Annotated in this window: 27 protein-coding genes, 1 tRNA gene and 1 riboswitch; of the genes, 10 read left to right on the top strand and 18 right to left on the bottom strand. The window is 63.4% G+C overall.

The features are described 5' to 3' along the window. Positions 1-18: 18 nt before the first annotated feature. The 3 genes from map (at position 19) to gyrB (ending at position 4037) form a co-directional block, all read left to right on the top strand. Complete coding sequence (gene map, locus CN97_RS06920) at positions 19-834, top strand: type I methionyl aminopeptidase (RefSeq protein ID WP_051911061.1); 816 nt, start codon at positions 19-21, stop codon at positions 832-834. A 67-nt stretch (positions 835-901) separates the two neighbouring features. Further along, positions 902-1522 carry a LysE family translocator gene (locus CN97_RS06915; protein WP_035709011.1) on the top strand — a complete coding sequence of 207 codons (621 nt, stop codon included), beginning with the start codon at positions 902-904 and terminating at the stop codon, positions 1520-1522. 79 nt (positions 1523-1601) lie between these two features. Then, positions 1602-4037, top strand: a complete 2436-nt coding sequence (gene gyrB / locus CN97_RS06910; protein WP_035709009.1) for a DNA topoisomerase (ATP-hydrolyzing) subunit B — start codon at positions 1602-1604, stop codon at positions 4035-4037. 67 nt (positions 4038-4104) lie between these two features. Here gyrB and CN97_RS06905 read toward each other — a convergent pair whose 3' ends face one another. From CN97_RS06905 to CN97_RS20895, 4 genes are read right to left on the bottom strand one after another with little or no spacing between them, the layout of a single operon-like run. After that, positions 4105-4305 (bottom strand): CsbD family protein, encoded by a 201-nt coding sequence (locus CN97_RS06905; RefSeq protein WP_035709007.1) that lies wholly within the window; start codon positions 4303-4305, stop codon positions 4105-4107. Positions 4306-4363: 58 nt separating this feature from the next. Further along, positions 4364-6100 carry a sensor histidine kinase gene (locus CN97_RS06900; RefSeq protein WP_051911026.1) on the bottom strand — a complete coding sequence of 579 codons (1737 nt, stop codon included), beginning with the start codon at positions 6098-6100 and terminating at the stop codon, positions 4364-4366. A gap of 21 nt (positions 6101-6121) precedes the next feature. Then, complete coding sequence (locus CN97_RS06895) at positions 6122-6682, bottom strand: RNA polymerase sigma factor (RefSeq protein ID WP_035709004.1); 561 nt, start codon at positions 6680-6682, stop codon at positions 6122-6124. Then, a complete protein-coding gene (locus CN97_RS20895) occupies positions 6679-6849 on the bottom strand; it encodes a NepR family anti-sigma factor (protein WP_165496692.1) in 171 nt (56 codons plus the stop codon). The genes CN97_RS06895 and CN97_RS20895 overlap by 4 nt, the downstream gene beginning before the upstream one ends. Before the next feature lie 104 nt (positions 6850-6953). Between CN97_RS20895 and CN97_RS06890 the strand changes: the two genes are divergently transcribed. Beyond that, positions 6954-7763, top strand: a complete 810-nt coding sequence (locus tag CN97_RS06890; protein ID WP_088217293.1) for a response regulator — start codon at positions 6954-6956, stop codon at positions 7761-7763. A 58-nt stretch (positions 7764-7821) separates the two neighbouring features. On the opposite strand, the gene CN97_RS20170 is transcribed toward CN97_RS06890, so the two are convergent. Further along, on the bottom strand, positions 7822-7992 hold the full coding sequence (locus tag CN97_RS20170) for a DUF1328 domain-containing protein (protein ID WP_035709001.1): 171 nt from the start codon (positions 7990-7992) through the stop codon (positions 7822-7824). 185 nt (positions 7993-8177) lie between these two features. Between CN97_RS20170 and CN97_RS06880 the strand changes: the two genes are divergently transcribed. Further along, the gene (locus CN97_RS06880; RefSeq protein WP_035708997.1) at positions 8178-8507 is read left to right on the top strand and encodes a DUF883 family protein; all 330 of its coding nucleotides are present in this window, start codon (positions 8178-8180) and stop codon (positions 8505-8507) included. 2 nt (positions 8508-8509) lie between these two features. Beyond that, on the top strand, positions 8510-8953 hold the full coding sequence (locus CN97_RS06875; RefSeq protein ID WP_035708996.1) for a phage holin family protein: 444 nt from the start codon (positions 8510-8512) through the stop codon (positions 8951-8953). Here the strand turns inward: CN97_RS06875 and CN97_RS06870 are convergent. Then, a complete protein-coding gene (locus CN97_RS06870) occupies positions 8947-9801 on the bottom strand; it encodes a YihY/virulence factor BrkB family protein (RefSeq protein ID WP_035708993.1) in 855 nt (284 codons plus the stop codon). The two genes, CN97_RS06875 and CN97_RS06870, sit on opposite strands and share 7 nt — an antisense overlap. 127 nt (positions 9802-9928) lie before the next feature. Beyond that, a riboswitch (TPP riboswitch) is annotated at positions 9929-10026 on the top strand. Positions 10027-10046: 20 nt separating this feature from the next. Here CN97_RS06870 and thiB point away from each other — a divergent pair. From thiB to CN97_RS06855, 3 genes are read left to right on the top strand one after another with little or no spacing between them, the layout of a single operon-like run. Beyond that, positions 10047-11042 carry a thiamine ABC transporter substrate binding subunit gene (gene thiB / locus CN97_RS06865; protein ID WP_035708990.1) on the top strand — a complete coding sequence of 332 codons (996 nt, stop codon included), beginning with the start codon at positions 10047-10049 and terminating at the stop codon, positions 11040-11042. Further along, positions 11018-12568 carry a thiamine/thiamine pyrophosphate ABC transporter permease ThiP gene (locus CN97_RS06860; RefSeq protein ID WP_035708986.1) on the top strand — a complete coding sequence of 517 codons (1551 nt, stop codon included), beginning with the start codon at positions 11018-11020 and terminating at the stop codon, positions 12566-12568. The genes thiB and CN97_RS06860 overlap by 25 nt, the downstream gene beginning before the upstream one ends. Next, positions 12555-13259: a thiamine ABC transporter ATP-binding protein gene (locus CN97_RS06855; protein ID WP_035708984.1), complete on the top strand. Its 705-nt coding sequence runs from the start codon at positions 12555-12557 to the stop codon at positions 13257-13259. Before CN97_RS06860 ends, CN97_RS06855 begins: the two co-directional genes overlap by 14 nt. A gap of 51 nt (positions 13260-13310) precedes the next feature. Here CN97_RS06855 and CN97_RS06850 read toward each other — a convergent pair whose 3' ends face one another. From CN97_RS06850 to dapF, 6 genes are all read right to left on the bottom strand, one after another. Then, positions 13311-14111 carry a cytochrome c1 gene (locus CN97_RS06850; RefSeq protein ID WP_035708981.1) on the bottom strand — a complete coding sequence of 267 codons (801 nt, stop codon included), beginning with the start codon at positions 14109-14111 and terminating at the stop codon, positions 13311-13313. 10 nt (positions 14112-14121) lie between these two features. Next, positions 14122-15474, bottom strand: a complete 1353-nt coding sequence (gene petB / locus CN97_RS06845; RefSeq protein WP_035708980.1) for a cytochrome b — start codon at positions 15472-15474, stop codon at positions 14122-14124. A gap of 5 nt (positions 15475-15479) precedes the next feature. Beyond that, positions 15480-16043: a ubiquinol-cytochrome c reductase iron-sulfur subunit gene (petA, locus tag CN97_RS06840; protein ID WP_035708978.1), complete on the bottom strand. Its 564-nt coding sequence runs from the start codon at positions 16041-16043 to the stop codon at positions 15480-15482. A 158-nt stretch (positions 16044-16201) separates the two neighbouring features. Continuing rightward, positions 16202-16804, bottom strand: coding sequence for a glutathione S-transferase (locus CN97_RS06835; RefSeq protein ID WP_035709532.1), 603 nt, complete (start codon positions 16802-16804; stop codon positions 16202-16204). 759 nt (positions 16805-17563) lie between these two features. Further along, complete coding sequence (gene mtaB, locus CN97_RS06830) at positions 17564-18826, bottom strand: tRNA (N(6)-L-threonylcarbamoyladenosine(37)-C(2))-methylthiotransferase MtaB (protein WP_035708975.1); 1263 nt, start codon at positions 18824-18826, stop codon at positions 17564-17566. Then, positions 18826-19626 carry a diaminopimelate epimerase gene (dapF, locus tag CN97_RS06825; protein WP_338085410.1) on the bottom strand — a complete coding sequence of 267 codons (801 nt, stop codon included), beginning with the start codon at positions 19624-19626 and terminating at the stop codon, positions 18826-18828. Before dapF ends, mtaB begins: the two co-directional genes overlap by 1 nt. Before the next feature lie 136 nt (positions 19627-19762). Between dapF and CN97_RS06820 the strand changes: the two genes are divergently transcribed. Further along, positions 19763-19838 (top strand) — tRNA-Lys (locus CN97_RS06820). A 23-nt stretch (positions 19839-19861) separates the two neighbouring features. On the opposite strand, the gene CN97_RS06815 is transcribed toward CN97_RS06820, so the two are convergent. The 6 genes from CN97_RS06815 to CN97_RS06790 form a co-directional block, all read right to left on the bottom strand. Continuing rightward, positions 19862-20731 (bottom strand): tyrosine-type recombinase/integrase, encoded by an 870-nt coding sequence (locus CN97_RS06815; protein ID WP_242685188.1) that lies wholly within the window; start codon positions 20729-20731, stop codon positions 19862-19864. A gap of 200 nt (positions 20732-20931) precedes the next feature. Further along, a complete protein-coding gene (locus CN97_RS06810) occupies positions 20932-21168 on the bottom strand; it encodes a helix-turn-helix domain-containing protein (RefSeq protein ID WP_035708969.1) in 237 nt (78 codons plus the stop codon). Continuing rightward, the gene (locus tag CN97_RS06805; RefSeq protein WP_035708968.1) at positions 21161-21352 is read right to left on the bottom strand and encodes a DUF2786 domain-containing protein; all 192 of its coding nucleotides are present in this window, start codon (positions 21350-21352) and stop codon (positions 21161-21163) included. Before CN97_RS06805 ends, CN97_RS06810 begins: the two co-directional genes overlap by 8 nt. Next, complete coding sequence (locus tag CN97_RS06800) at positions 21352-21621, bottom strand: hypothetical protein (RefSeq protein ID WP_035708966.1); 270 nt, start codon at positions 21619-21621, stop codon at positions 21352-21354. The genes CN97_RS06805 and CN97_RS06800 overlap by 1 nt, the downstream gene beginning before the upstream one ends. Before the next feature lie 370 nt (positions 21622-21991). Then, complete coding sequence (locus CN97_RS06795; protein WP_035708964.1) at positions 21992-22561, bottom strand: hypothetical protein; 570 nt, start codon at positions 22559-22561, stop codon at positions 21992-21994. After that, positions 22561-22842 carry a hypothetical protein gene (locus CN97_RS06790; protein WP_035708963.1) on the bottom strand — a complete coding sequence of 94 codons (282 nt, stop codon included), beginning with the start codon at positions 22840-22842 and terminating at the stop codon, positions 22561-22563. Before CN97_RS06790 ends, CN97_RS06795 begins: the two co-directional genes overlap by 1 nt. Between the last annotated feature and the right edge of the window lie 23 nt (positions 22843-22865).

Raw genomic sequence — 22865 nt, 5'->3', positions numbered from 1 at the left:
CCAACACAATTGACGGAGCTGCCTGTGGACGATCGCCACCATGGCCGTCTGACGAAGGACGGCATCCGAATTCACGATCCCGAGGATTTTGCCGGCATGCATGCCGCCGGTCGTATTGCCGCCGAGATTCTCGATGAGATCGGCGAGACGGTCTATCCCGGCGCCACCACGGCCGAGATCGACGACATCATCACCCGCAAGGTGACGGAGAAGGGTACGGTCTCCGCCACCATCGGCTATCGCGGTTATCAGCACGCCTCCTGCATCAGTGTGAACCACGTGGTCTGCCACGGGATTCCCGGGGCGAAGGTGCTGAAGGACGGCGACATCCTGAACATCGACGTGACGGTGATCCTGGATGGCTGGTTCGGAGACAGTTCGCGCATGTATGTCGCCGGTACCCCGTCCCGGAAGGCGGAACGGCTGATCCGGGTGACGCATGACGCGCTGATGCTCGGTATCGAGCAGGTGAGGCCCGGCAATACCTTCGGCGACATCGGCCACGCGATTCAGACCTATGTCGAGGGTCAGCGGATGTCTGTCGTACGCGATTTCTGCGGTCACGGCATCGGGCGGGTGTTCCATGCGCCGCCGAACGTGCTGCACTACGGACGTCCCGGCTCCGGCCCCATGTTGGAGGAGGGGATGTTCTTCACCATCGAACCGATGGTGAACCTCGGTCGCCCGGAAACAAAAGTGCTGGCCGATGATTGGACGGCGGTCACGCGGGACAAGTCTCTCTCCGCGCAGTTCGAGCATGCCGTCGGCGTGACGGCGACAGGCTGCGAGATCTTCACCCTGTCCCCCGCGGACAAGTTCTACCCCGCGCTGTGAACGCGGCCTCTGCCAGGATGCCCGGCGGGCTGGCGCGTCACCGGCAGGTGTGCCGCAACGGTGCCGCATGAGCCTGACGATCGAGGCGCTCTGGCTCTACGCGGGGGCATTGTTCGTGCTCTGGTTGACGCCGGGGCCAGTGTTCGTGGCCATCACCGCGCGGGCGCTTTCCGGCGGCTTCTCCGCCGCCTGGCCGCTGGCGCTCGGCGTGACGGTGGGGGATATGCTCTGGCCGCTGGTCGCGGCGTTTGGCATGGCCTGGTTCATCGCCGCCAACGCATGGGCGCTCGATCTGATGCGCTGGGTGGCGGTGGCGATGTTCCTGTGGCTCGGTTGGGGGCTGATCCGCAATGCCGGCGCGCCGCCAGATGGCGACAGCCGTCTTGCGCGCCCCGGCCTGTGGTCGGGCTTCTCCGCCGGGGTGATGGCCATCCTCGGCAATCCGAAGGCGATCCTGTTCTACATGGCCGTGCTTCCGGGTTTTTTCGATCTGTCCCGGGCGGGCGCCGTGGATCTGATCGTGATCGTGGCTGTCTCCGCCGCCGTGCCGCTGGCCGGTAATCTCATCACCGCTGCCGCTGTCTCACGCGCGCGGACGGTTCTATCCTCGCCCTCGGCGATGGCACGCACCAACCGTATCGCGGGGGCTCTGCTCATCCTTGTCGGCGGCGCTATCGCATTTCTCTGACACCAAATCTTGTGTCCGAGGGTGACATTTCATGCTCCCCCCGCTATAACCCGGGGGCATTGTCGAAGGTATCTCCCCTATGGCTCAACCCGTTGCGAAGCCCGAAGAATACGACGCGGAATCCATCAAGGTTCTCAGGGGCTTGGAAGCCGTTCGCAAGCGTCCCGGTATGTATATCGGCGACACCGATGACGGCTCGGGCCTGCACCATATGGTTTATGAGGTGGTGGACAACGGCATTGACGAAGCACTCGCCGGACATGCCGATTTCGTGGGGGTGAAGATTCACGCGGACGGGTCCGTCTCCGTGCGCGACAATGGCCGCGGTATCCCGGTAGATATCCATCGGGAGGAGGGGGTTTCCGCCGCTGAAGTCATCATGACCCAGCTTCACGCAGGCGGGAAGTTCGATCAAAACAGCTACAAGGTCTCGGGTGGCCTGCACGGCGTCGGCGTTTCCGTCGTCAATGCGCTGTCCGACTGGCTTGAGCTGCGCGTCTGGCGGAACGGCAAGGAGCATTACGCCCGCTTTGAACACGGCGACACGGTGGAGCATCTGCGTGTCGTGGGCGATGCGGGAGGCGAGAAGGGGACGGAGGTCCGGTTCCTGGCCTCCACCAAGCTCGATGACCCGAACGGGACATTCTCCAACCGGGAGTATTCGTTCAAGACGCTGGAGGCCCGGCTGCGGGAGCTTGCCTTCCTGAATTCCGGTGTCCGCATCATTCTGGAGGACGACCGCCCGGCGGAACCGCTCCGGACGGAACTCTGCTATGAAGGCGGGGTCAAGGAGTTCGTCCGCTATCTCGATCGGTCCAAGACCGCGATGATGCCCGAGCCGATCTACATCACCGGCGAAAAGGGCGGCATCGGGGTTGAGGTCGCGATGTGGTGGAACGACAGCTATCACGAAACCGTTCTGCCCTTCACCAACAACATTCCGCAGCGCGATGGCGGCACGCACCTTGCGGGCTTCCGCGGAGCGCTGACCCGGACGCTCACCAAATACGCGCAGGACAGCGGCATCGCCAAACGCGAAAAGATCGATTTCACGGGCGACGATGCGCGCGAAGGGCTGACCTGCGTGCTGTCGGTCAAGGTGCCCGATCCGAAGTTCTCCAGCCAGACCAAGGACAAGCTCGTCTCGTCGGAGGTTCGGCCCGCGGTCGAGGGGCTGGTGAACGAAAAGCTGGGCGAGTGGTTCGAGGAGCATCCCGCCGAGGCCAAGACGATCATCGGCAAGATCATCGAAGCCGCTCTGGCCCGTGAGGCCGCCCGCAAGGCGCGCGAGCTTACCCGCCGCAAGACGGCGATGGATGTGGCGAGCCTGCCCGGCAAGCTGGCCGATTGTCAGGAAAAGGATCCCTCGAAATCCGAGGTATTCCTCGTCGAAGGCGATTCCGCCGGCGGCTCCGCAAAGCAGGGGCGCAGCCGCGCCAATCAGGCCGTGCTGCCGCTGCGGGGCAAGATCCTGAACGTCGAGCGCGCCCGGTTCGACAGGATGCTCGCCAGTCAGGAGATCGGCACGCTCATTACCGCGCTGGGCACCGGGATCGGCCGGGATGAGTTCGACGTGTCGAAGCTGCGCTACCACAAGATCGTCATCATGACGGATGCCGATGTGGACGGCGCCCATATCCGCACCCTGCTGCTGACGTTCTTCTTCAGGCAGATGCCGGAGATCATCGAGGGGGGCTATCTCTATATCGCGCAGCCGCCGCTCTACAAGGTCGCGCGGGGCCGATCCGAGGTCTATCTGAAGGATCAGGCCGCGCTTGAGGATTATCTCGTCCACCAAGGGGTTGAGGGCGCGATCCTGCGGCTCGGCGATGGCAGCGAGATTGCCGGCGCCGACCTCACCCGCGTGGTGGAGGAGGCGCGCACCGTGCGCCGTGTGCTGCAGAGCTTCCCGACCCACTATCCGCAGAACATTCTGGAACAGGCGGCCATTGCCGGAGCCATGCTGCCCGGCGCGGTGGACAAGGATGCCCAAGGCGTGGCCAATGTGGTCGCGGAGCGGCTGGACCTTGTCTCAGTGGAATATGAGCGGGGGTGGCATGGGCGTCCGACCCAGGATCACGGCCTGCGATTCAGCCGTCTGGTACGGGGGGTGGAGGAAATGCGGACGCTGGACGGCCCGGTGTTCCGCTCGGCAGAGGCACGGCGCCTCGGCAGCCTGACGGAGAAACTGCGCGAAGTTTACAGTACCCCCGCCAAGCTCGTCCGCAAGGACCGGGAGCAGCCGATCCACGGCCCGATCGACCTGCTGAAAGCCGTTTTGGCGGAGGGCGAGAAGGGCCTGACCCTGCAACGCTACAAGGGGCTTGGGGAAATGAACCCCGATCAGCTGTGGGAGACCACGCTCGATCCGGAGGCACGGACGCTCCTTCAGGTACGGATCGAGGATGTGGCCGAAGCCGATGACATCTTTACCAAGCTCATGGGCGATGTGGTGGAGCCGCGGAGGGAGTTCATTCAGCAGAACGCGCTCTCCGTAGAAAACCTCGACTTCTGAAGCTCTTGTTCGGAATGGAATAAAGCCCCGGTGCTCACCGGGGCTTTTTCATGAGAAGCTGATTTTATCAGCGCATGGAACTGGAGAACTCGTCCACTTCCTTCTCAGCCTGATCCTTGGCGTAGCCGTATTTTTCCTGAAGCTTGCCAACGAGCTGGTCGCGCTTACCGTCGATCTTGTCCAGATCGTCATCGGTGATGTCGCCCCATTTTTCCTTGGCCTTGCCTTTGAATTGCGTCCACTTGCCTTCGATCTGATCCCAGTTCATGGTGATCTCCTTGTTTGCTGCCAACCAACGCAGAAAACCAATTCCGGTTCCGCGAAACTCAGGCTGGCGTGAAAGCCTGAACGGGAAAACTGACCGCTAACCGATAGATGTCGCCTTCCACAGCTGCGGTAAGAAGCTCCCCTTCCAGCTGCACGACGAACGCCTGAATGAGTTGGGAGCCGAGACCGGTACTGGCCGCCTGGGCATCCCGCTCTTCTTCCCCGAAGATCTCGGGGCCGAGCGTATTTTCCACGGAAAACAGAGCGCGCCCCGGCTCCGGCTGCGAGAGGGTGACACGCACCCAAGGATCGCCGCTGGCGGGTCTCCCGATATATTTCAGGGCATTGGTGAAGGCTTCGGTGGTCAGTAGGGCAAGCGGCACTGCCTGATCGGGATAAAGCGTGATTTCCGCGAGATCCTTCTGGATATCGATCCGGTGATGCCCATCCGTGGCAACAGCCGCCATCTGATCGACGATCTCGGAAATCAGCCTGTCCACCCGTGCGGCCGAAAGCTGCTCGGCCTGATAGAGGCTGCGGTGCACCGAGGCCAGACTCATCACCCTGTTCTGCACGCTCTTCAGCACACGGCGCGCGGACGGCTCCTTCACCCGGCGGATCTGCATGTTCATGATGGAGGCGATGAGCTGAAGGTTGTTCTTCACCCGGTGGTGCACCTCCTTCAGCAGGACGGTCTTTTCGCTCAAGGATGCCTCGAGTGCATCCTCGTCCCGGATCAGGATACGGGTGAGGTTGTGGAACGTATGGCTCATCTCCTGAATCTCAGCGGGGGCGTCCGTCAGCACTTCAGGCGCGGTGTCCCGCTGCCCGAGCGCGAAGCGGCGCATCTGGCCACGCATTTCCCGGATGTGGCGGATGACGAGACGGTGAACGGCCAGATACGCGACGATGAGGCTGACCGCCCACATCAGGAGCGGATAGAGGACTGCGGCGGGAATGCTGACCGAGGCAGCCAGATCTTCCCGCGGCCCCCAGCTGCCGATGGCAAAAACCTGTCCCCGGATCACCGGAACCACGGCAAAGAGCCGGTTTTGCCCATGGTTGTTGCGCCCGCGGAAGACCTGCTCCGTGTCTACAGCGAAGGTCGTAAGCGGATGTCCTTCCGGCAACTGCCCCTGAAGGTCGTCGCGTGCCAGGGAACTTGTCAGGATCTCGCCGCGCGCGTTGAAAGTGATGACGGTCGGACGGCGCACGCCTTCAGAGTAGTCCCTGATGGATCCCATATTGCTCTTCGGAATACCGAAATAAAGATATCCCCGCCATTGCCCCTCGGAGAACAGCGGCCAGCGGACATCGACACTTGGTTCCGCGACCCTCCGGTTGCCATCGGACGCGGCGATCAGAACCTCCTTGTTCGCCGCCATGATGCGGAAGGACTCGTTCTGGGAAAGATCGAGCGGCGCCCCGGCGGAGATGCAGTTCTGCTGCCCGGTCTCGTCGGTGTAACCCACGAAATCAATGACCGAGGATTGCGCGACAAAGGAACGGAGCAGGGCCGAACACTGTTCAGGCCGCTGTGCCGTGGCGAGCACGCTGTCGCCAAGCGCCTCTGCCGCGCCGAAGGTGGTCAGAAGCAACGTACGCTCGGAGGCCGCAGCCTCCGCCGTGCGTCCTAGCAGCGCCGTATCGGATACACGGCGGCTTTCCATGATGCTGCGCGAGCTTTGCGCAACCGCGATCAGGCCAATAGGCAGAAGCGCAATGGATAGCAGGGCAGCAAGGCGAAAGCCCAGCGAGTCAATGAACCGGATCCTCGACCTGAGTCCAGTCTTCATGCCCCATCCTTTTCAAGCGCGTCAGCCGTGGGCGGCTTTGGATGAAATCACCGCCAGCGTGGCCCGATCCGTCAGTTCGAATTCCTCACCATCCTGCAGGTGCAGAAGTTCGGATAACCGTTTGCGGCCACGATTGGCCCGGCTCTTGATCGTGCCGACAGCGCAGGCGCACATCGCTGCCGCCTCCTCGTAAGAGAAACCGGAGGCGCCTACAAGGATAAGTGCTTCGCGTTGCTCATCCGGCAATTGCGCAAAGGCCGTGCGGAAATCCGCAAGTGCAAGACGACCATCATGATCGGGCTTCTGGGCAAGTCGCGCTGCGTGAAGTCCATCGCTGTCCGCTACTTCCCGGCTGACTTTGCGGCGACTGGAATAGAAGGTGTTGCGAAGAATGGTGAACAGCCAGGCGCGGAGGTTGGTCCCGACCTCGAACTTGTCGATATTGGTCCAGGCTTTCAGGATGGTATCCTGAACCAAGTCATCTGCAGCCGCCCCATTGCGGGCAAGGCTGAGAGCGAAAGCACGAAGCGCAGGAAGATGCTGGACGAGTTCGTCCCTCGGGTCGGCGAGGGCTACCTTCATCGCGGAGACTCTTCGTCAGAACCCACAGCCTGATCCTGATCCTTCAACCTGCTCAGCAAATCCATCAGACGGGAGGGAATCGCTTCCTCCACCTTCTCCTGATATACTCGTCGCAAGTTCTCATCGATCTGGAGGCGAAGAGTCGCTTCCTTGGGCTTGTCTGTCATGATGAAGGCTTGATCCTGACGTCATTTTCTAGTCGTTGCGCGGGAACAAAACGTTTCTAAGCGCGTTCGGTTCCAACTGCACAGGAAGAATCTTCGGAGATATCATGACAAAGACGCAGGCTGACCTCGCCCAACGGATCGGAGAGCAGCTTCCGTATCTGCGCCGCTACGCCCGTGCGCTGACAGGCAGCCAGACCACCGGAGATGCCTATGCGGCGGCGACGCTGGAGGCGATCCTCGAAGATCGGAGCGTATTTGAGGGCGCGCTCTCTCCGAAGGTGGCGCTGTTTCGTGCATTCCACCTCATCTGGTCGAGTGCGGGTGCACCGATTGCCGAAGCTGTGGGTGATGTGCTGGAGCGGCGTGCGCAGGTGCATCTGGGGACGCTGACCAGGAACACCCGTGAAGCGCTGCTGCTTCGCACGGTCGAGGAGTTCTCCTTTGAGGAGATCGCCGAGATTATGCAGATTTCCACCGCAGAAGCGGAGGAGTTGCTGACGACCGCGCTTAACGAGATGGAAGCCTCCGTCCTCGGAAAGATCATGATCATCGAGGATGAGGCCATCATCGCGATGGATATCCATTCGATTGTCACAGGAATGGGTCACCGCGTGACGGGCAATGCTCGTACCCGCGATGCTGCTGTCGCCCTGGGTCAGAAGGATCGGCCCGATCTCATACTTGCGGATATTCAGCTCGCGGATGGATCGTCCGGCATCGACGCGGTGAACGAACTTCTGCAAATTCTCGGCGATATTCCCGTCATCTTCATTACCGCCTTCCCGCAGCGTCTGCTGACAGGGGAGCGTCCGGAGCCTGCATTCCTCATTACGAAGCCTTACTCCGAGGAACAGGTAAGGTCTGCGGTCAGTCAGGCAATGTTCTTTGCCTCCACCGAGGATATGCGCGTCTAGCCTTTTTCATCTTCCTGCGCAGCGAAGAAGGCGACGGAAATCCGTCGCCTTTTCTCAATCAGGGTGTCCGTCCGCCGACCGCCCGCGCAATGAGCGCGACGACGAACAGCACGAGAAAGATGAAGAACAGGATCTGCGCGATCCCCGCAGATGCGCTGGCAATCCCGCCGAAGCCGAAAACCCCTGCGATTATGGCGACGACCAGGAAGACAAGAGCCCAGTAAAGCATGAGGTTTTCCTTCCCTTCAAATTTACACCAAGTGGCGGTATTTGCTTTACAACCAGCAAATCAGCGTCGCGGTTCCCTTCTTATTAACGCTTCCTGAATGGAACCGTGGTAGCGGTCTTTGCGTTGGCAGAGTGCGCGGTCGCAGTGTCGGCCGTTGGAGACAAGTCATTCGAAGGAGCTGGCAAATGGCCCGTACGGAAGTCGAACAAGAAGTGACCGAACCCTCGATGGCCGAGCTGTCGAGCCAGCTTGATTCCCTCAGGGCAGATATGGTGGCGATTACGGAAACGCTTGCCCAGCTGGGTCGTGCCAAAGGCCAGCAGGTAGCGGACGCGGCCCGTTATGAAGCCCAGGCCCTTCGTGAGCGCGGGGAACAGAAGGTCGCGGACATTCAGGATCGTGCCTATCAGCTCAGCGATCAGACAAGCCAGATGGTTCGTGAAAATCCGGCGACCTCGCTTGGCGTCGCAGCCGGGGCGGGTTTCCTGTTCGGTCTTCTCCTCTCGCGTCGCTGACCATGCTGGAGCAGCTGACTGCCGGTGTGAAGGAAGCAGCTGTAGATGCGGCGCGGAAATCCATCTTCTCGCTCATCGCAGGGGTGCTTTTCTGCGTCGGTATCGCGTTCTTGACGGCTGCCTTGTGGTTGTTCATCGAGCGGCAGAGCAACGAACTGACAGCGGCCCTTGGGGTGGCACTGGCCTATATTCTCGCAGGGATCATTGTCCTGCTCATCGGCAGGAGACGGGACCGCATCGCGTATCCGGGAACGCCGGGAGTGAGGGCTTATGATGCTCCGCCGCCCGGCGCTGGCCCGGGCCCGCGTGACCCCGCGCGGGCATTTGCGCCTGGTTCTTCGGTCGTTCCGCCGTTGATGGAGGCGTTCTTCTTCGGACTGGATTCGGCGTTGCGGTCACGTAATGGCGCTCCGCCGCCGCCCCCGCCACCACCCAACCGTTATTGAGCATCAGCGCCGCGCGTCTCCAGATCGAGCTGCGCGGCGCGCTTTCTCGCGCTGGAAAGCCGCCTGCGTCGGACCTCCGCATTGAGCGCCGCCCCGAGCAGCACGGAATAGGCGGAAAGATAGAGCCACATCAGCAGGATCATTACCGCAGCGATGGACCCGTATATCTCGTTGTAGCGGCCAAAATTCGTCAGAAAATATGTGAAACCAAGCGAGGCGATGGCCCAGAGCACCACGGCCAGCAACGTCCCCGGCAGCAGGTTTCCGGGCTTGCTCCCGCGCCAGTTGGGCCCGATGCGATAGAGCAGCCATATTCCCCCCAACACGATGCCCGTCGAGGCGAGAACATGGGCGAGGTTGAAGGCGATGTTCTCCAGAAGCGGGATATGGAAGAATGTCAGCAGGATCGGCAGCACGACTGCGACCGTCAGCGCCACGAGCGCTGTCGCAGTGAACGTGAGCGTAAGCAGGATCGACACCAGATAGGCGATCAAGCTGTGCGGGTTCGGCTTGCGATAGATCGCATTGAGTCCCCTGACCATCGCATCAATGGCTGCCATGGCCGACCAAAGCGCAACGGCAAAGGAAATCAGCGTTGCCCAGCCGAGCGTACCGGAATTGGTCTCGACCAGCGACGTGACCTGCGATCGGATGATCTCGAACGCGGCTGGCGGAACGATCTCACGGAAATACTCAAGCTGTTCCTGAATGACATAAGGATCCTGCCATGATCCCCAGACGGAGATCAGAGCACTGGTCGCGGGAAACATGGCAAAGACCGTGAAGAAGGCAACGCCTCCTGCAGCGAGGGACAGGTTCGCCCTGTCCATCGTGTCCAGCATCGCCATCAGGAGGCTCTGTCGCTTGGGAGAGGATTCTGACAGTCCGTGGTCTCCTTCATCAGAGGCACATTCTAGGCCGGTCCCGCCGTGATCGGAAGGGCACTTTGCCTTTTCCACGGGACGGGTTATCCTCTGTATCACCTCGGGGTGCTATCCGGCTGAGACGCGTCGCGCGAACCCGTAGAACCTGATCCGGTCAGCACCGGCGGAGGGAAGGTCCGACGCTGTTGCCCCAAAATGGAGGCGCCGTCATGCGGCTTGGACTGATTGCCGCTGTTTTCGCAGGCCTTCTCGGGCAAGGCGCGGCAGCGGCACCTGTGCTTACGGTCTATACTTACGACAGCTTCGCCTCCGAATGGGGGCCGGGGCCGAAGATCAAGGCCCTGTTCGAGGCAGAATGCGGCTGTACCGTGGATTTCGTGACGGCAGGGGATGGGGCATCCCTGCTCGGCCGGCTGCGGCTGGAGGGTATCCGCAGCCCTGCCGATGTCGTGGTCGGATTGGACAACAACCTGATAGATGCCGCGCGGGAATCGGGCCTGTTTGCGCCACACGGGTTGGGCCCTGTTGCGCTGGACGTGCCGGTGGAGGTGGGAGATGATACCTTCCTGCCCTTCGACTGGGGCTATTTCGCCTTTGTCTATGACCGCACGAAGCTTTCCGATCCGCCCGATAGTTTCGGTACGCTGATCGGCAGACCGGACTCCTTCAAGATCATCATTCAGGATCCGCGTTCCTCCACGCCCGGCCTCGGTTTGCTGCTCTGGGTGAAGGCTGCCTATGGCGACAGGGCGCCCGAGATCTGGAAGGGTCTCGCGCCGCATGTGCTCACCGTGACGCCGGGCTGGTCGGAGGCCTACGGGATGTTCCTGAAGGGGGAGGCGGACATGGTTCTCTCCTATACCACCTCGCCCGCCTACCATATCGTTGAAGAACAGGACGACACCAAGGCCGCCGCGATGTTCGCAGAAGGGCATTACCTTCAGGTGGAAGTCGCCGCCCGGCTGGCCAGCAGTCAGGAGCAGGAACTGGCGGGCCGCTTCCTGTCTTTCCTTCTTTCGGATGCGGCGCAGGCAGTGCTGCCGACGACAAACTGGATGTATCCCGCCATCACCCCTGCCGAGGGGCTTCCTGCGGGGTTCGAGAAGCTCTCCATTCCCGAACGCGCGCTGATCCTCACCCCGGAGGAGGCGCGCTCCGTGCGTGACAGCGCCCTCGACGAATGGCTGGGGACGCTCAGCCGGTGAGGTTTCTGGCAGGGGGGGCGGCGCTCGCCCTCGTTCTGGGCCTGACCCTCGGCACATTGCTTGCCGTGGCGGTCACGGCAGGGGGGCTTACAGGGCTTCGGCCGGGCGATGTTGCGGCGATCCGCTTCACGGTGCTGCAGGCGCTGGCCTCCGCGGCGCTGAGCGTGCTGCTTGCCATTCCGGTCGCCCGGGCGCTGGCGCGGCGGCGGTTTCCGGGGCGGGGGCTGCTCATCACCCTGCTGGGTGCTCCGTTTCTGCTGCCGGTGATCGTGGCGGTCCTGGGTCTCGTTTCCGTGTTCGGCAGGGCGGGGCTGGTGAACACGGCGCTCGCGGCAGTGGGGCTGCCGCCAGTGTCGATCTACGGGCCGCAGGGGGTGATCCTCGCCCATGTGTTCTTCAACCTGCCGCTTGCAACCCGGCTGCTGCTGGAGGGTTGGCTGGCGATACCGGCGGAACGGTTTCGCCTTGCGGCCGCGCTGGATTTCCGTGCTGCGGACATGCGCCGGCATCTGGAGCGGCCGATGCTGCGGGAGCGGCTGCCGGGCGCGTTTCTGGCGATCTTCCTTGTCTGCCTCACCTCCTTCGCCGTCGCGTTGACGCTGGGGGGCGGGCCACGGGCGACGACGGTGGAGCTTGCGATTTATCAGGCCTTCGGCTTCGATTTCGATCTTGGGCGTGCCGCGCTGCTCGCGCTGGTTCAGTTCGGCATCTGCGCCACGGCGGCGGTAGTTGCGGCGGCGATCTCCGTGCCCTCGGGCTTTGGCACCGGGCTGGACCGGCCCGTGCAGCGCTGGGATGCGAAGGGGCCATTGGCCCGTCTGCTCGATACGCTGGCGATCGGCGCGGCCGCGGTCTTTCTGCTGGTGCCGCTCCTCGCGCTGGTGGCGGAAGGGGCGGTCGGGGTGCCGGGTCTGTCCGCCAGCGTCTTCCGGGCGGCGGGGCGGTCGCTGATCGTGGCGATCGGGTCTGCGGTGCTGACGCTGCTTCTCGCGCTGTCGCTCGCCCTGCTTGCGTCACCGCGCCGGCGATGGGTGGAAACAGCGGGGATGCTGCCGCTCGCCTCCTCGGCTCTGGTGATGGGCACTGGCCTGTTCGTCTTGCTGAACCCGCTGGTCGATCCGGCGCGCTTGTCGCTTGGCGTTACGTCGGTCGTGAATGCGGTGATGGCGCTGCCCTTTGCCTTCCGCATCCTGCTTCCCGCCGTCCGGGCGGAGGAGGCGGGCTATTCCCGCCTGGCAGAGAGCCTGGGTATGCGGGGGATGTCGCGGCTCCGGCTCGTCACGCTGCCGCGGCTTCGTCGGCCCCTCTGCTTTGCCGGCGGGCTGGCGGCGGCGCTCTCCATGGGGGATCTGGGAGTCATCGCGCTTTTCGCGCGCGCGGACGAAGCAACGCTGCCTCTTCAGATCTACCGGCTGATGGGTGCTTACCGGATGGCGGAGGCTTCGGCGGCTGCGGTTCTGCTGCTCGCGCTGAGCTTCGGGATTTTCTGGATCATCGACAGGACGGGACGCGGTGCTGAAGCTTGAGCAAGTCACGATCCGGCAGGGCGACTTCGTTCTCGCCGCCGATTTCACGGTGGAGGCGGGGCGGCGCGTTGCGGTCATGGGGCCGTCGGGGGCTGGAAAGTCCACGCTGCTGAACGCGATCGCCGGGTTCCTGCCGCTCGCCTCCGGCCGCATTCTTTGCGCCGGTGAGGATATCGGGCGGCTGCGTCCGGGTGCCCGACCGATGACCGTGCTGTTCCAAGACAACAACCTCTTCCCGCATCTGACCGTCAGCCAGAATGTCGGCTTGGGTCTTCGTCCCGACCTGCGGCTTGACGAAGCGGAAAGGCAGCAGGTCGCCGTGGCCCTTGCCGATGTGGGGCTGGAGGGGCTGGGCGCGCGCAGACCCGCCGCGCTTTCCGGCGGGCAGGCGGGGCGGGTCGCGCTGGCCCGCGCGCTCCTGCGGCGGCGGCCGCTCCTGCTGCTGGACGAACCCTTCGCCGCGCTTGGGCCTGCTCTGCGGGAGGAGATGCTGGCGCTTGTGGCGCGCATCGCGGCAGAGACGGCGGCAACGGTGCTGATGGTGACGCATGATCCAGCCGATGCGGAGCGACTGGCGGATGAGGTGATCGTCGTGGACGACGGAACGGCCTTTCCTCCGCATCCAACGGCGGCATTGCTGGCCGATCCGCCCAATGCCCTTGCGCGCTATCTCGGCCAGCGGCGGAAATGAAAACGCGCGCCTGACGGGGCGCGCGTCCTGTTCCGTCTCCCGTGGTCCGGGTCAGACCTTCTTGTAGGCGTCCTTCGCGGCCTTCTTGACCGGTGCCCAGACGCGCTTGTTGGTCAGGTAGAGCAGCCCGGCCAGCACGGCGAGGAAGATGACCGCTGTCCAGCCCACCGTCTTGCGCTGCATCATCTTGGGTTCCGCAGCCCACATCAGGAACGCGGCCACATCCTGCGACATCGCCCGAACATCATTCGGCGCGCCGTCGGCAAAGGTCACCTGACCGTCCGCCAGCGGCGGTGCCATGGCGATCCAGCCGGACGGGAAGGTGTGGTTCCCGTAGAAGGTGGTGCCCGCTTCCTCCTTCTCCTCGCCGGTATAGCCGGTGAGGAGCGAGGCGATGTATTCCGGCCCGCCGATGCCCTTTACGACCTGGTTGATGCCCAGCCCGTAAGGTCCGTGGAAGCCGGCGCGTGCTTTCGCCATGAGGCTCAGGTCAGGCGCGTTGGGAAGCTGGTGCGGCGGGAAGTGATCCGCGGGAGTGCGCGGGCGGTCCTCGCCGGTTTCCGGGTCCGTGATCGTCATCTGCGCGGCATAGGCGCGGATCTGATCCTCCGGCATCGCCGGACCGCCGGGGTCTGAGAGCGAGCGGATCGGCACGAATTTCATCCCGTGGCAGGCGGAGCACACCTCCGTATAGACCTGCAGGCCGCGTTGCAGCTGCATTTGGTCAAAGGCCCCGAACGGACCTTCGAAGGAGAAGGAGAAATCCTCCACATGCGCCTCGCCCTCTGCCGCCATGAGCGGGCTGGCAAGGGCGATGGTGGTGGCGGTAGCGAGCGCGAGTTTCTTCAGCATGATGTCTTCCTCACTCCGCCGGGTGATCGCTCGGGATCGACAGATCGGGCCGTGCGCCGGGCTTGCCGTAATGCTCGTTGAAGTCCTCCTCGATTGTCGCGGGTGCGGCAAGCGGCTTCTCGATCACGCCGAGGAGCGGAAGGACGACAAGGAAGTAGGCAAACCAGTAGGTGGCGGCGATCAGCGAGATCCAAGTGTAGATCCCTTCGGCCGGCATGGCGCCCACCCACATCAGCACCATGAAGTCGATGCAGAGCAGATAGAACCACCATTTGAACATCGGGCGGAACCGCCCCGAGCGCACGGAGGAGGTATCCAGCCAGGGCGCCAGGGCCATGACTGCGATCGCGCCGAACATGGCGAGCACACCGAAGAACTTGGCATCCACGATACCGAAGGTCACCCAGTGGACGAGCTGCACGACCCAGACATCCGCGGTGAAGGCGCGCAGGATGGCGTAGAACGGCAGGAAGTACCATTCCGGCACGATATGCGCGGGCGTGGCGAGCGGGTTCGCCTCGATATAGTTGTCCGGGTGGCCGAGGTAGTTCGGCATGAAGCCTACGATGGCGAAGAACACCAGCAGAACCACAACGAGGGCAAACAGATCCTTGATGACGAAGTAGGGCCAGAAGGGCAGGGTGTCCTTCTTCGCCTCCTCCTTGGAGCCGCGCCGTACTTCCACGCCGGTCGGGTTGTTGTTTCCGGTCGTGTGGAACGCCCAGACGTGAACGATCACCAGACCGGCGATGACGAAGGGCAGCAGGTAGTGCAGCGAGAAGAAGCGGTTCAGCGTGGCGTTGTCCACCGCAGGCCCGCCCAGCAGCCAGGTCTGGATGGTCTCGCCGATGCCGGGGATCGCGCCGAAGAGGCCGGTGATCACCGTGGCGCCCCAGAACGACATCTGCCCCCAAGGAAGAACATAGCCCATGAAGGCGGTGGCCATCATCGCGAGGTAGATCAGCATGCCGATGATCCACGTCACCTCCCGCGGCGCCTTGTAGGAGCCGTAGTAGAGGCCGCGGAAGATGTGCAGATAAACCGCAACGAAGAACAGCGACGCGCCGTTCGCGTGCAGATAGCGGAGCATGTAGCCGCCGTTCACGTCACGCATGATGTGCTCGACGGAGGAGAAGGCGAGGCTGACATGCGGGGTGTAGTGCATCACCAGCGCCACGCCGGTCGCGATCTGGAGCACGAGGCAGAAGACCAGGACGATCCCCCAGATCCACATCCAGTTGAGGTTCTTGGGGGTCGGAATCATGATCGTGTCATAGATCAGCGACACGACGGGAAGACGGGTGTGAAGCCACTTTTCGAAGCGGGTCTTCGGCTCATAATGGTCGTGGGGAATACCGGACATCTGGCTTACCCGAGCTTGATGGTGGTTTCGTCGGTGAAGGCGGCGACGGGAATGTGCAGGTTCTCCGGCGCCGGTCCCTGGCGGATGCGTCCCGCGGCATCATAGTGCGAGCCGTGGCAGGGGCAGAACCAGCCGTCGAAATTGCCCGCGCCATTGCCGAGCGGCACGCAGCCCAGATGGGTGCAGACACCCATCATCACGAGCCACTGTCCCGCCTCGTCCAGCGCGCGGTTCTCGTCCGTTGCCGGTGCATCCGCCGGCTTGTTCGGGTTGCGGGCGTTGCCGTCCACGAGCTGTGACATCTCCACCCCACGGGCCGATTCGATGTCGGCCTGCGTGCGGTGGCGGATGAACACGGGCTTGCCCAGCCATTTGACGGTGAGCTGCGTCCCTTCCGCCACATTGGCGATATCGACATGGATCGAAGAGAGCGCCTGCACATCCGCGGAGGGGTTCATCTGGTTGACGAGCGGCCAGACCGCCGCGCCCCCTGCCACGACCGCCGCACCCCCCGTCGCGTAAAAGAGGAAATCCCTTCGGCTCGTCGTATGATCTTCTGCTTGGGACACGGAATCCTCCCTACCTAGCCGTCAGCACATGCTGTCGCCCCCGGGTTGTCCCGGGGTCGCCTGCAAGGTTTCTAGCGGTCAAATATCCGTGCGTCCAGAAGGCATCCCGCTTTCCTTGCCGAGCGCGAGCCTTGTGCAACAGCTGAGCCTGCGCCTTGTCAGGGGCGCGACGCCTCCATGGCCGGGCGTTGGTCGAACGCGGTGAACCAGTGCGCCAGCTGTGGCCGTCCCGCCCGCCAGTCCCGTGCGCCATGCCGAAGGTCAAGGTATCCCAGGGCGCAGCCTGTCGCGATCTGTCCCACGTCGAGCGGCCCGTGCAGATGGCTCATCCACAGGGTTTCCAGCGTATCGAGCGCCCGGGCGACCTTCTGCCACTGGCCTTCCAGCCAGGGCGCATAGTGCAACTCCTCCGGCCGAAGCCGGTACTCCAATGCCATGAGCAGGGCCGCATCCATGATGCCGTCCGCCAGTGCCTCAAGTGTGAGCGTGGTCCAGAGCCGCTCTCCCGCCGGATAAAGCGTGCCCTCCGCCACATTGTTCAGATAGCGGCAGATCACCGGGCTGTCATAGATCGCCGGCCCATCGTCCCTTTCCAGTGTCGGTAGCTTGCCCAGAGGATTGCCCGGAATCGGCGTTTCCCCCGTGCTCAGGGGATTTGTGGCGACCGTCACGCGCTCCACCCGCTCGGTGATCCCGAGTTCCGTGGCGGTAACCACGCATTTGCGGGCAAAGGGAGACGCTGGACTGTAGTAAAGGCGCATGACTTCCATCCGTTCTTGCTCCCGCAGAGCCTAGGCGAGCGCGATGCGCGGATCCAGTGCCCGCGGGGGCTGCGTCGTTCATCCAGCGCTTCCGGGCTCAGCCCGCGCCCAAAGACCGATTTCCGCTGGCTGCGCGTGTGTCGCCAGCCGGATATGCCTGTCCGAACCGCTGGGTGAACCCTCCATCCCGCAGAACAACCGATTCCGATACCCGTCACCTGAAATGTTGAGGGATGTTTCGGGCGCACGGAACAGCCGGTGGCGGCAATGCCGGAGCATAGCCAGGCATGGGGCGCGGTATTTGTGGAATTCGGTTGTCGCTATCGCCCGCTGATGGTTCGCAGGGCAAGCGGATTGCCCCTGCGGACGTCACGTCGGTCACTGCCCGAGGCTCCCCGCGATCAATCATGGCAGAGGCGTTGATCCACACGTTGTGCAGCGCGGCCTCCTGTGGAGGAGCTGCTCCTCATGTGGCCGGTCCGGCGCGATCGGCGTTTGGCTGCGATCTCCAGCTTTTCGCAATCATAGACGGCGCGGATGGTGACGGGAGCATTTCCCCGACGATCAACTCCCTGGGTCTGGGCCGGATCCGATGGTGAGCGGAGGGCTCACCTGCGGGTGACGCGTCTGGCCAGTTCCGATCCTTGTGCCGTGTGGCGGGGCGACGACCGCAGTGTAGGCGTTGCCTCACCCAAGGCAGCACATGGTCAACCCGGAGGCGCTGGTGCACGGAAAGCTGTGTCGCCGCCGGATATGGCGTCAGGCCGTCAGCCGCGCCCCGTCATGGCCGGTGATGCGGGCAGACACGATTTGGCCCTCCGGCTGATCTGCGGCAAAGCGCACTTCCGTGAATTGCTCCGTCCGCCCGAGGCGGGGGTTTTCCATCAGGATCCTGTGATCCCGGCCTGCCTGTTGCTCCAGGTGCAGGCGAAGATGTTCATCCCCCCGGGCGCGGAGCCGGGCCGCGCGGTCGCGGATCGACCGTCCGTCCACCTGCGGCATGCGGGCGGCAGGGGTGCCCTTGCGGGCGCTATAGGGAAAGACATGCAGGAAGGTCAGGCCGCAGTCTTCGACGAGCTTCAGCGAGTTGGCGAACATCTCCTCGGTCTCCGTCGGGAACCCGGCGATGATGTCGGCGCCGAAGACCATGTCGGGGCGCAGGCGGCGTGCTTCCTCGCAGAAGCGGATCGCGTCGTCACGCAGGTGCCGGCGCTTCATCCGCTTCAGGATCATGTTGTCGCCCGCCTGCAGGCTCAGGTGAAGATGCGGCATCAGGCGGGGTTCCGTGGCGATCGCCTGCATCAGCGCTTCATCCGCCTCGATCGAGTCGATGGAGGAGATGCGCAGGCGCGGCAGGTCGGGCACCAGCCGCAGGATGCGCTGCACCAGATCGCCGAGCCGCGGCTCCATGGGCAGATCGGCGCCCCAGCTCGTCAGGTCCACGCCGGTCAGGACGACCTCGTTGAAGCCGCGATCCACCAGCCGCTTGATCTGCTCCACCACCACGCCCGCGGGGACGGAGCGCGAATTGCCCCGGCCATAGGGGATGATGCAGAAGGTGCAGCGGTGGTCACAACCGTTCTGCACCTGAACATAAGCGCGATGGCGGCCGAAACCGTCGATCAGATGACCGGCGGTTTCCCGGACCGACATGATGTCATCGACCGTGACACGCTCCGTCTCGCCGATGAAATCGGGCGCGCGGGCGATGCCGCGCCAGGTGTCGGCCTGCATCTTCTCATGGTTGCCGATGACGCGCGTCACCTCCGGCATCGCGGCGAAGGTCTCGGGTTCCGTCTGGGCCGCGCAGCCGGTGACGATCACCGCCGCATCCGGGTTTTCCCGTCGCAGGCGGCGGATCTCCTGCTTGGCCTTGCGCACCGCCTCCGCCGTCACCGCGCAGGTGTTGACGATTACCGCATTATCGAGCCCGGCGGCGGCGGAAAGCTCTCGCATCGCCTCCGTCTCATAGGCGTTCAGACGACAGCCGAGGGTGGCGAAGATCGGCGCGCGGGCATCCATCAGAGGGCTCCGAGAAAGGCCGGGGTGAGCACCCCGTCAAACACATAGGTTGTCGGTGCGGTCATCCACACCCCGTCATCGCGCCAGTCGATCTCCAGCACGCCGCCATCGACATGGACCGACACGCGCCGACCGGTTAGGCCGCGCCGGGCCGCCGCCACCGCCGCCGCGCAGGAACAGGAGCCGGAGGCGAGCGTCACACCCGTTCCCCGTTCCCATATCCGCAGACGGATCGCGTCGGGGCCAAGCAGGCTCACGAATTCCACGTTGGTCCGCTCGGGATAGAGCGGGTGATGCTCATACCGTGGGCCAAGCCGTTCCAGCTCCACCGTCTCCGCATCCGGGACGAAGAAGGTGCAGTGCGGGTTGCCCATGCCGGTGGCCACCGGATCCCCCTCGATCGGCAGATGGAGCGTGTCCACCTCCTCCGCCAGCGGGATCTCCTGCCACTGAAGCAGCGGGGCCCCCATGTTGACGCGGGTCAGCCCGCCGCCTGCATCCTCCGCCAGCAGCAACCCCCGCTCCGTACGAAGGGTCAGGCGCGCCTTGCCGGTCTCGTCCATCAGGAACCGCGCGATGCAGCGCGTGGCATTCCCGCAGGTGGCGGAGAGCGAGCCATCGGCATTCCAGAAGGTCAGGCGCGCATCGACGCCGTCCTCCGCCTCGATCACAGCAAGCTGATCGAAGCCGACCCCCCGGTGCCGGTCGCCAAGCGCGCGCGCCAGTTCCGGCGTGACAGGCGTCCGCCGGCCCCGACCGTCGATCACGACGAAATCGTTGCCAAGGCCGTGCATCTTCATGAACGGCAGTCCGTCGGGGGTGCTGTTGTCCTTCATGCGCGACGATATACGCGAGCGAGACACTTTTTGCCAGTGCCGCGTCGGTTTTGCCCTTGACCCCGTCCCCACATGTTTCTAGTTACCCGCCTCACAGAGTGGGCCCATAGCTCAGTTGGTAGAGCAACTGACTTTTAATCAGTGGGTCACAGGTTCGAATCCTGTTGGGCTCACCACTGTTTCCAGAAACATAAGAAAATCAACTACTTGCTGTCGATTTTACAGCAGGATTTTCCGAGTTTACAGCAAGGCGTTTCGGGTCCGTTCCCATGACGGCTTTTCGCCGGTCTGCGCGCTTTATGTAGTGCGTGATCTCTGCGAGACTCTGATGGCCTGTCCAAGCGCCAATCTGGTGTGCGGAGGCGCCATGTTCGGCCAGCCAGATCGCCCGAGATTTCCGCAGCCCATGTGCGCTTCGATCGAATCCAGATTTCTCCGCAGCGCCCGATATCAGATTGCCGATCGCGTTGCTTGATCGCGTTCCCTGCTTCGTCGCGAGGAACGTCATGTGTCCCGTTGAGATCGCTATAATCGCTTCGTGCATCATGCCCCTGTCCGCCTCGCCCTCGATGGCGTGATCAGGAAGGGCGCAGGTCCACGGGATGTAGGCCTCCTCTCCCGTCTTGGCCTGACGAAAAGTGAGCACCCCGGCCTTGTCCACCATGCCTCTTCCGAGCATCACTGCATCGCTACGCCGGGCGCCCGTCCAATAGAGCAGCTCCATCGCCGCGCGAGCGACGGTGCCAATGGGCCAGCGCGCCCGGAACGCCTCAATGTGGTCGATCGTCCACGGCTCGTGTCCCTTCAGCTTGGGTGCATCAGGGCGGCGCACCCCTTCGCTCGGGTCGGTCCTGATCGTTTTGCCGAGAGACTGGCCGCACAGGAAGCGCCACGCCTTCATACGATCGCGTGCCTGCACGGGAGTGAGGGGTACAAGGTCGGCCTGAATATCGTCGGTCCGAAGGTGGCGCATCATCGCGTCCTCGGCCTGTTCGCGAATTGCCTCCAGATGCCTGCGCAGGATCGCCCTATAGCCCGCCGAGAGCTCAAGGTAGGCTGCGCTGCGCATAGCGCTCTCTATTGCGGCAGAGATTGTGCCAGAGGGCGCACGTACCGCTTTGGGCGCCGCGCGTAATCCCTCCACATAGGCTGCAAGAAAGGCTGGGTCGTCGGGTGCAACATCAGGCAACTTGATGCGAGGCTGACCGGGGACGCGAAGGTATCGGTATATCCTTCCGGCGCGGCGGACGGTCTGAATGTGCTTAAGCGTCACCGCGTCCGTCCGAACTTGCCCTGACACGTGTTGACCTCTTCCGATTCGCTCTCTGTCGGCAGTTCGGAAGCATAGGCATCCAGGTCGAGTCGGTCATAGAGCTTCCGTCCGCCCAGAATGCGACGCGGGATGCCAAGTCCCCGCAGAGTAGTCTCACTGATCCCGAGGTACGATGCCGCCTCTGTGGCGCCCATGAGGCGCGGGGCGAAAGACAGCTCGGCATGTCTACCCATTCGCGGGTCCATCATTCGCCTGCAGTATCGACTGGCGCTGCTCCGCGATGAGTTTCGCCGCCCGGCGCGCCGCCGCCTCTGCCTCAGCTTCAGAGGCGGCGGCATCTCCCGCTTTGGCGCGGAGGGCGCGGACTTTGGCGATAAGGTCGTTCCGTCTCTGGCGGTTGTCGTTTTCGTCCCTCATCACCAAACCTCATCCTGCCATTTTTCATAATCACGCTGCATCTGCTCCAGCGTCAGCAGCCCGTATTCCGCCCGCAGATACGGGGGCCAGTGCACGGTCAGCCACGGGTCGGATTTAATGATGCGGATATGCTCCTCATTGATCGGCATGCCGGGAGAGAGATACCACGCATCGCTGTGATGATCGTATTCGGGGGTGCAGGATTTGATAAGCTCGCGCATACGGTTGTCGTGCTGCCAGCGCGCCCAGAGACGTCGGATCAGGCCCATTTTGACCTCCAGAGGATAAGGGCAAGAATAGCCGCTACGAGCAGTCCCCCGGGTGCCGGGGTCGGCACAGGCGAGGGGGCAGGCGGCGCAGGCGGGCGAGGGTGATGACTACCTCCACCGCTCGGCGGATTAACGACAATCGGCGGGCGCGGTTCGGGCGGCACATAGACAAACGTGCTGGGCGGCTGGCGCAGTCCGCTGAAATCCACAGGCCATGCGGATTGCGATCCGCAGGTTTCCCCGGAGGGCAGGTATATGACCTGAAAATCGCTCGGTCCTGCCGTGTCTGCGATGGTCTGCGTGATTGTCAGACCAATCGCCACGCCCGCCAGAGTGCTGGGGATGAGTTCGAGCATATGGCCGAGGCGCATCATTGTGCCACCTCCATCTGGTCGATGTTGCGGCGATGGACGTCAAATGTCAGCGCGCAGACCCACGGGTTATCGTTCCACGCGCCGGGGCCGTGCAAGCTGTCCCAGAGCGCCCGAAATGCCATGCGCGGCATGTCCAGATACTCGTCGGTTTTCTGCACGCCCTCGGCCAGCGCGTCCTCGACCGTGATGTCCTGCAGCCGCTGAACGCGCACATCCGTAACGATCAGCGTGAGGCGGGAGGCCCATCGGGGCATATGGATGGAGGGCTTCCATGGCGGGTTGTCCAGCGTGGACTCGCTATCCGGATCATACCAGGTGAGATGAAGTTCGGTCGCGCGATACCACGCTTTTCTGTTGCCGACCGGCCTGCCGTATTGGTCATCAATGTCGAATCCGGTAACAAACGACTCCCGGACCCACAGTCTGTCGCCGACGGCACAGCGCAGACGATACGGCTCAGCCCCCATGACGGTGGTGATCTTGGCCAAGCGCCGCGTCTGGGTCTTTCGTCCCTCGATGAGGGCGCGCACCATGGGGGCGGAGAACAGGATGGGCTTGTCAGCCATCACGCATCCTCCCCCATGCATCCGTCGTAAATCTCTGCGGCGATCATGCGCGGCGCGTCCCCGCCGATGATGTAGAGGCCGTAGGCGACGAGGATGATGCCGGTCGCGGTGCGGGACGGGTCTGGCACGGTCGCGGCAAAGTCTGGCAGCGATATGCCCGCCTCAGCAGCGGAGGCAGCGCGCAGCGCCATCGTGGCCACGGCAAGGCAGCGGTCGGCCTCGCCAGCCTGTGCAGAGGGTGCGAGCATCAAGCCCGCTGAAAGCAGGAAAAAACGCATCATCGCAATGATCCCGTACTAGATTG

This window comes from Haematobacter massiliensis (assembly GCF_000740795.1).
Classification (GTDB): Bacteria; Pseudomonadota; Alphaproteobacteria; order Rhodobacterales; family Rhodobacteraceae; genus Haematobacter; species Haematobacter massiliensis.
The sequence above is the reverse complement of the archived record's forward strand: the minus strand, read 5'-3'. Positions and strand labels throughout refer to the sequence as shown.

What these genes read in the sequence shown, in the direction of transcription:
- dapF (WP_338085410.1), bottom strand. Translation starts at nt 19,626, where the DNA reads ATGAAGATGCACGGCCTTGGCAACGATTTCGTCGTGATCGACGGTCGG.
- CN97_RS06870 (WP_035708993.1), bottom strand. Translation starts at nt 9,801, where the DNA reads ATGGCGATGCTGGACACGATGGACAGGGCGAACCTGTCCCTCGCTGCA.
- CN97_RS06880 (WP_035708997.1), top strand. Translation starts at nt 8,178, where the DNA reads ATGGCCCGTACGGAAGTCGAACAAGAAGTGACCGAACCCTCGATGGCC.
- CN97_RS06895 (WP_035709004.1), bottom strand. Translation starts at nt 6,682, where the DNA reads ATGAAGGTAGCCCTCGCCGACCCGAGGGACGAACTCGTCCAGCATCTT.
- CN97_RS06900 (WP_051911026.1), bottom strand. Translation starts at nt 6,100, where the DNA reads ATGAAGACTGGACTCAGGTCGAGGATCCGGTTCATTGACTCGCTGGGC.
- mtaB (WP_035708975.1), bottom strand. Translation starts at nt 18,826, where the DNA reads ATGGATGCCCGCGCGCCGATCTTCGCCACCCTCGGCTGTCGTCTGAAC.
- CN97_RS06850 (WP_035708981.1), bottom strand. Translation starts at nt 14,111, where the DNA reads ATGCTGAAGAAACTCGCGCTCGCTACCGCCACCACCATCGCCCTTGCC.
- thiB (WP_035708990.1), top strand. Translation starts at nt 10,047, where the DNA reads ATGCGGCTTGGACTGATTGCCGCTGTTTTCGCAGGCCTTCTCGGGCAA.
- CN97_RS06795 (WP_035708964.1), bottom strand. Translation starts at nt 22,561, where the DNA reads ATGGCTGACAAGCCCATCCTGTTCTCCGCCCCCATGGTGCGCGCCCTC.
- CN97_RS06800 (WP_035708966.1), bottom strand. Translation starts at nt 21,621, where the DNA reads ATGGGCCTGATCCGACGTCTCTGGGCGCGCTGGCAGCACGACAACCGT.
- CN97_RS20895 (WP_165496692.1), bottom strand. Translation starts at nt 6,849, where the DNA reads ATGACAGACAAGCCCAAGGAAGCGACTCTTCGCCTCCAGATCGATGAG.
- CN97_RS06835 (WP_035709532.1), bottom strand. Translation starts at nt 16,804, where the DNA reads ATGCGCCTTTACTACAGTCCAGCGTCTCCCTTTGCCCGCAAATGCGTG.
- CN97_RS06915 (WP_035709011.1), top strand. Translation starts at nt 902, where the DNA reads ATGAGCCTGACGATCGAGGCGCTCTGGCTCTACGCGGGGGCATTGTTC.
- CN97_RS06905 (WP_035709007.1), bottom strand. Translation starts at nt 4,305, where the DNA reads ATGAACTGGGATCAGATCGAAGGCAAGTGGACGCAATTCAAAGGCAAG.
- CN97_RS20170 (WP_035709001.1), bottom strand. Translation starts at nt 7,992, where the DNA reads ATGCTTTACTGGGCTCTTGTCTTCCTGGTCGTCGCCATAATCGCAGGG.
- CN97_RS06810 (WP_035708969.1), bottom strand. Translation starts at nt 21,168, where the DNA reads ATGGGTAGACATGCCGAGCTGTCTTTCGCCCCGCGCCTCATGGGCGCC.
- CN97_RS06875 (WP_035708996.1), top strand. Translation starts at nt 8,510, where the DNA reads ATGCTGGAGCAGCTGACTGCCGGTGTGAAGGAAGCAGCTGTAGATGCG.
- CN97_RS06860 (WP_035708986.1), top strand. Translation starts at nt 11,018, where the DNA reads ATGGCTGGGGACGCTCAGCCGGTGAGGTTTCTGGCAGGGGGGGCGGCG.
- gyrB (WP_035709009.1), top strand. Translation starts at nt 1,602, where the DNA reads ATGGCTCAACCCGTTGCGAAGCCCGAAGAATACGACGCGGAATCCATC.
- CN97_RS06890 (WP_088217293.1), top strand. Translation starts at nt 6,954, where the DNA reads ATGACAAAGACGCAGGCTGACCTCGCCCAACGGATCGGAGAGCAGCTT.
- CN97_RS06815 (WP_242685188.1), bottom strand. Translation starts at nt 20,731, where the DNA reads ATGCGCAGCGCAGCCTACCTTGAGCTCTCGGCGGGCTATAGGGCGATC.
- petB (WP_035708980.1), bottom strand. Translation starts at nt 15,474, where the DNA reads ATGTCCGGTATTCCCCACGACCATTATGAGCCGAAGACCCGCTTCGAA.
- CN97_RS06790 (WP_035708963.1), bottom strand. Translation starts at nt 22,842, where the DNA reads ATGATGCGTTTTTTCCTGCTTTCAGCGGGCTTGATGCTCGCACCCTCT.
- CN97_RS06805 (WP_035708968.1), bottom strand. Translation starts at nt 21,352, where the DNA reads ATGAGGGACGAAAACGACAACCGCCAGAGACGGAACGACCTTATCGCC.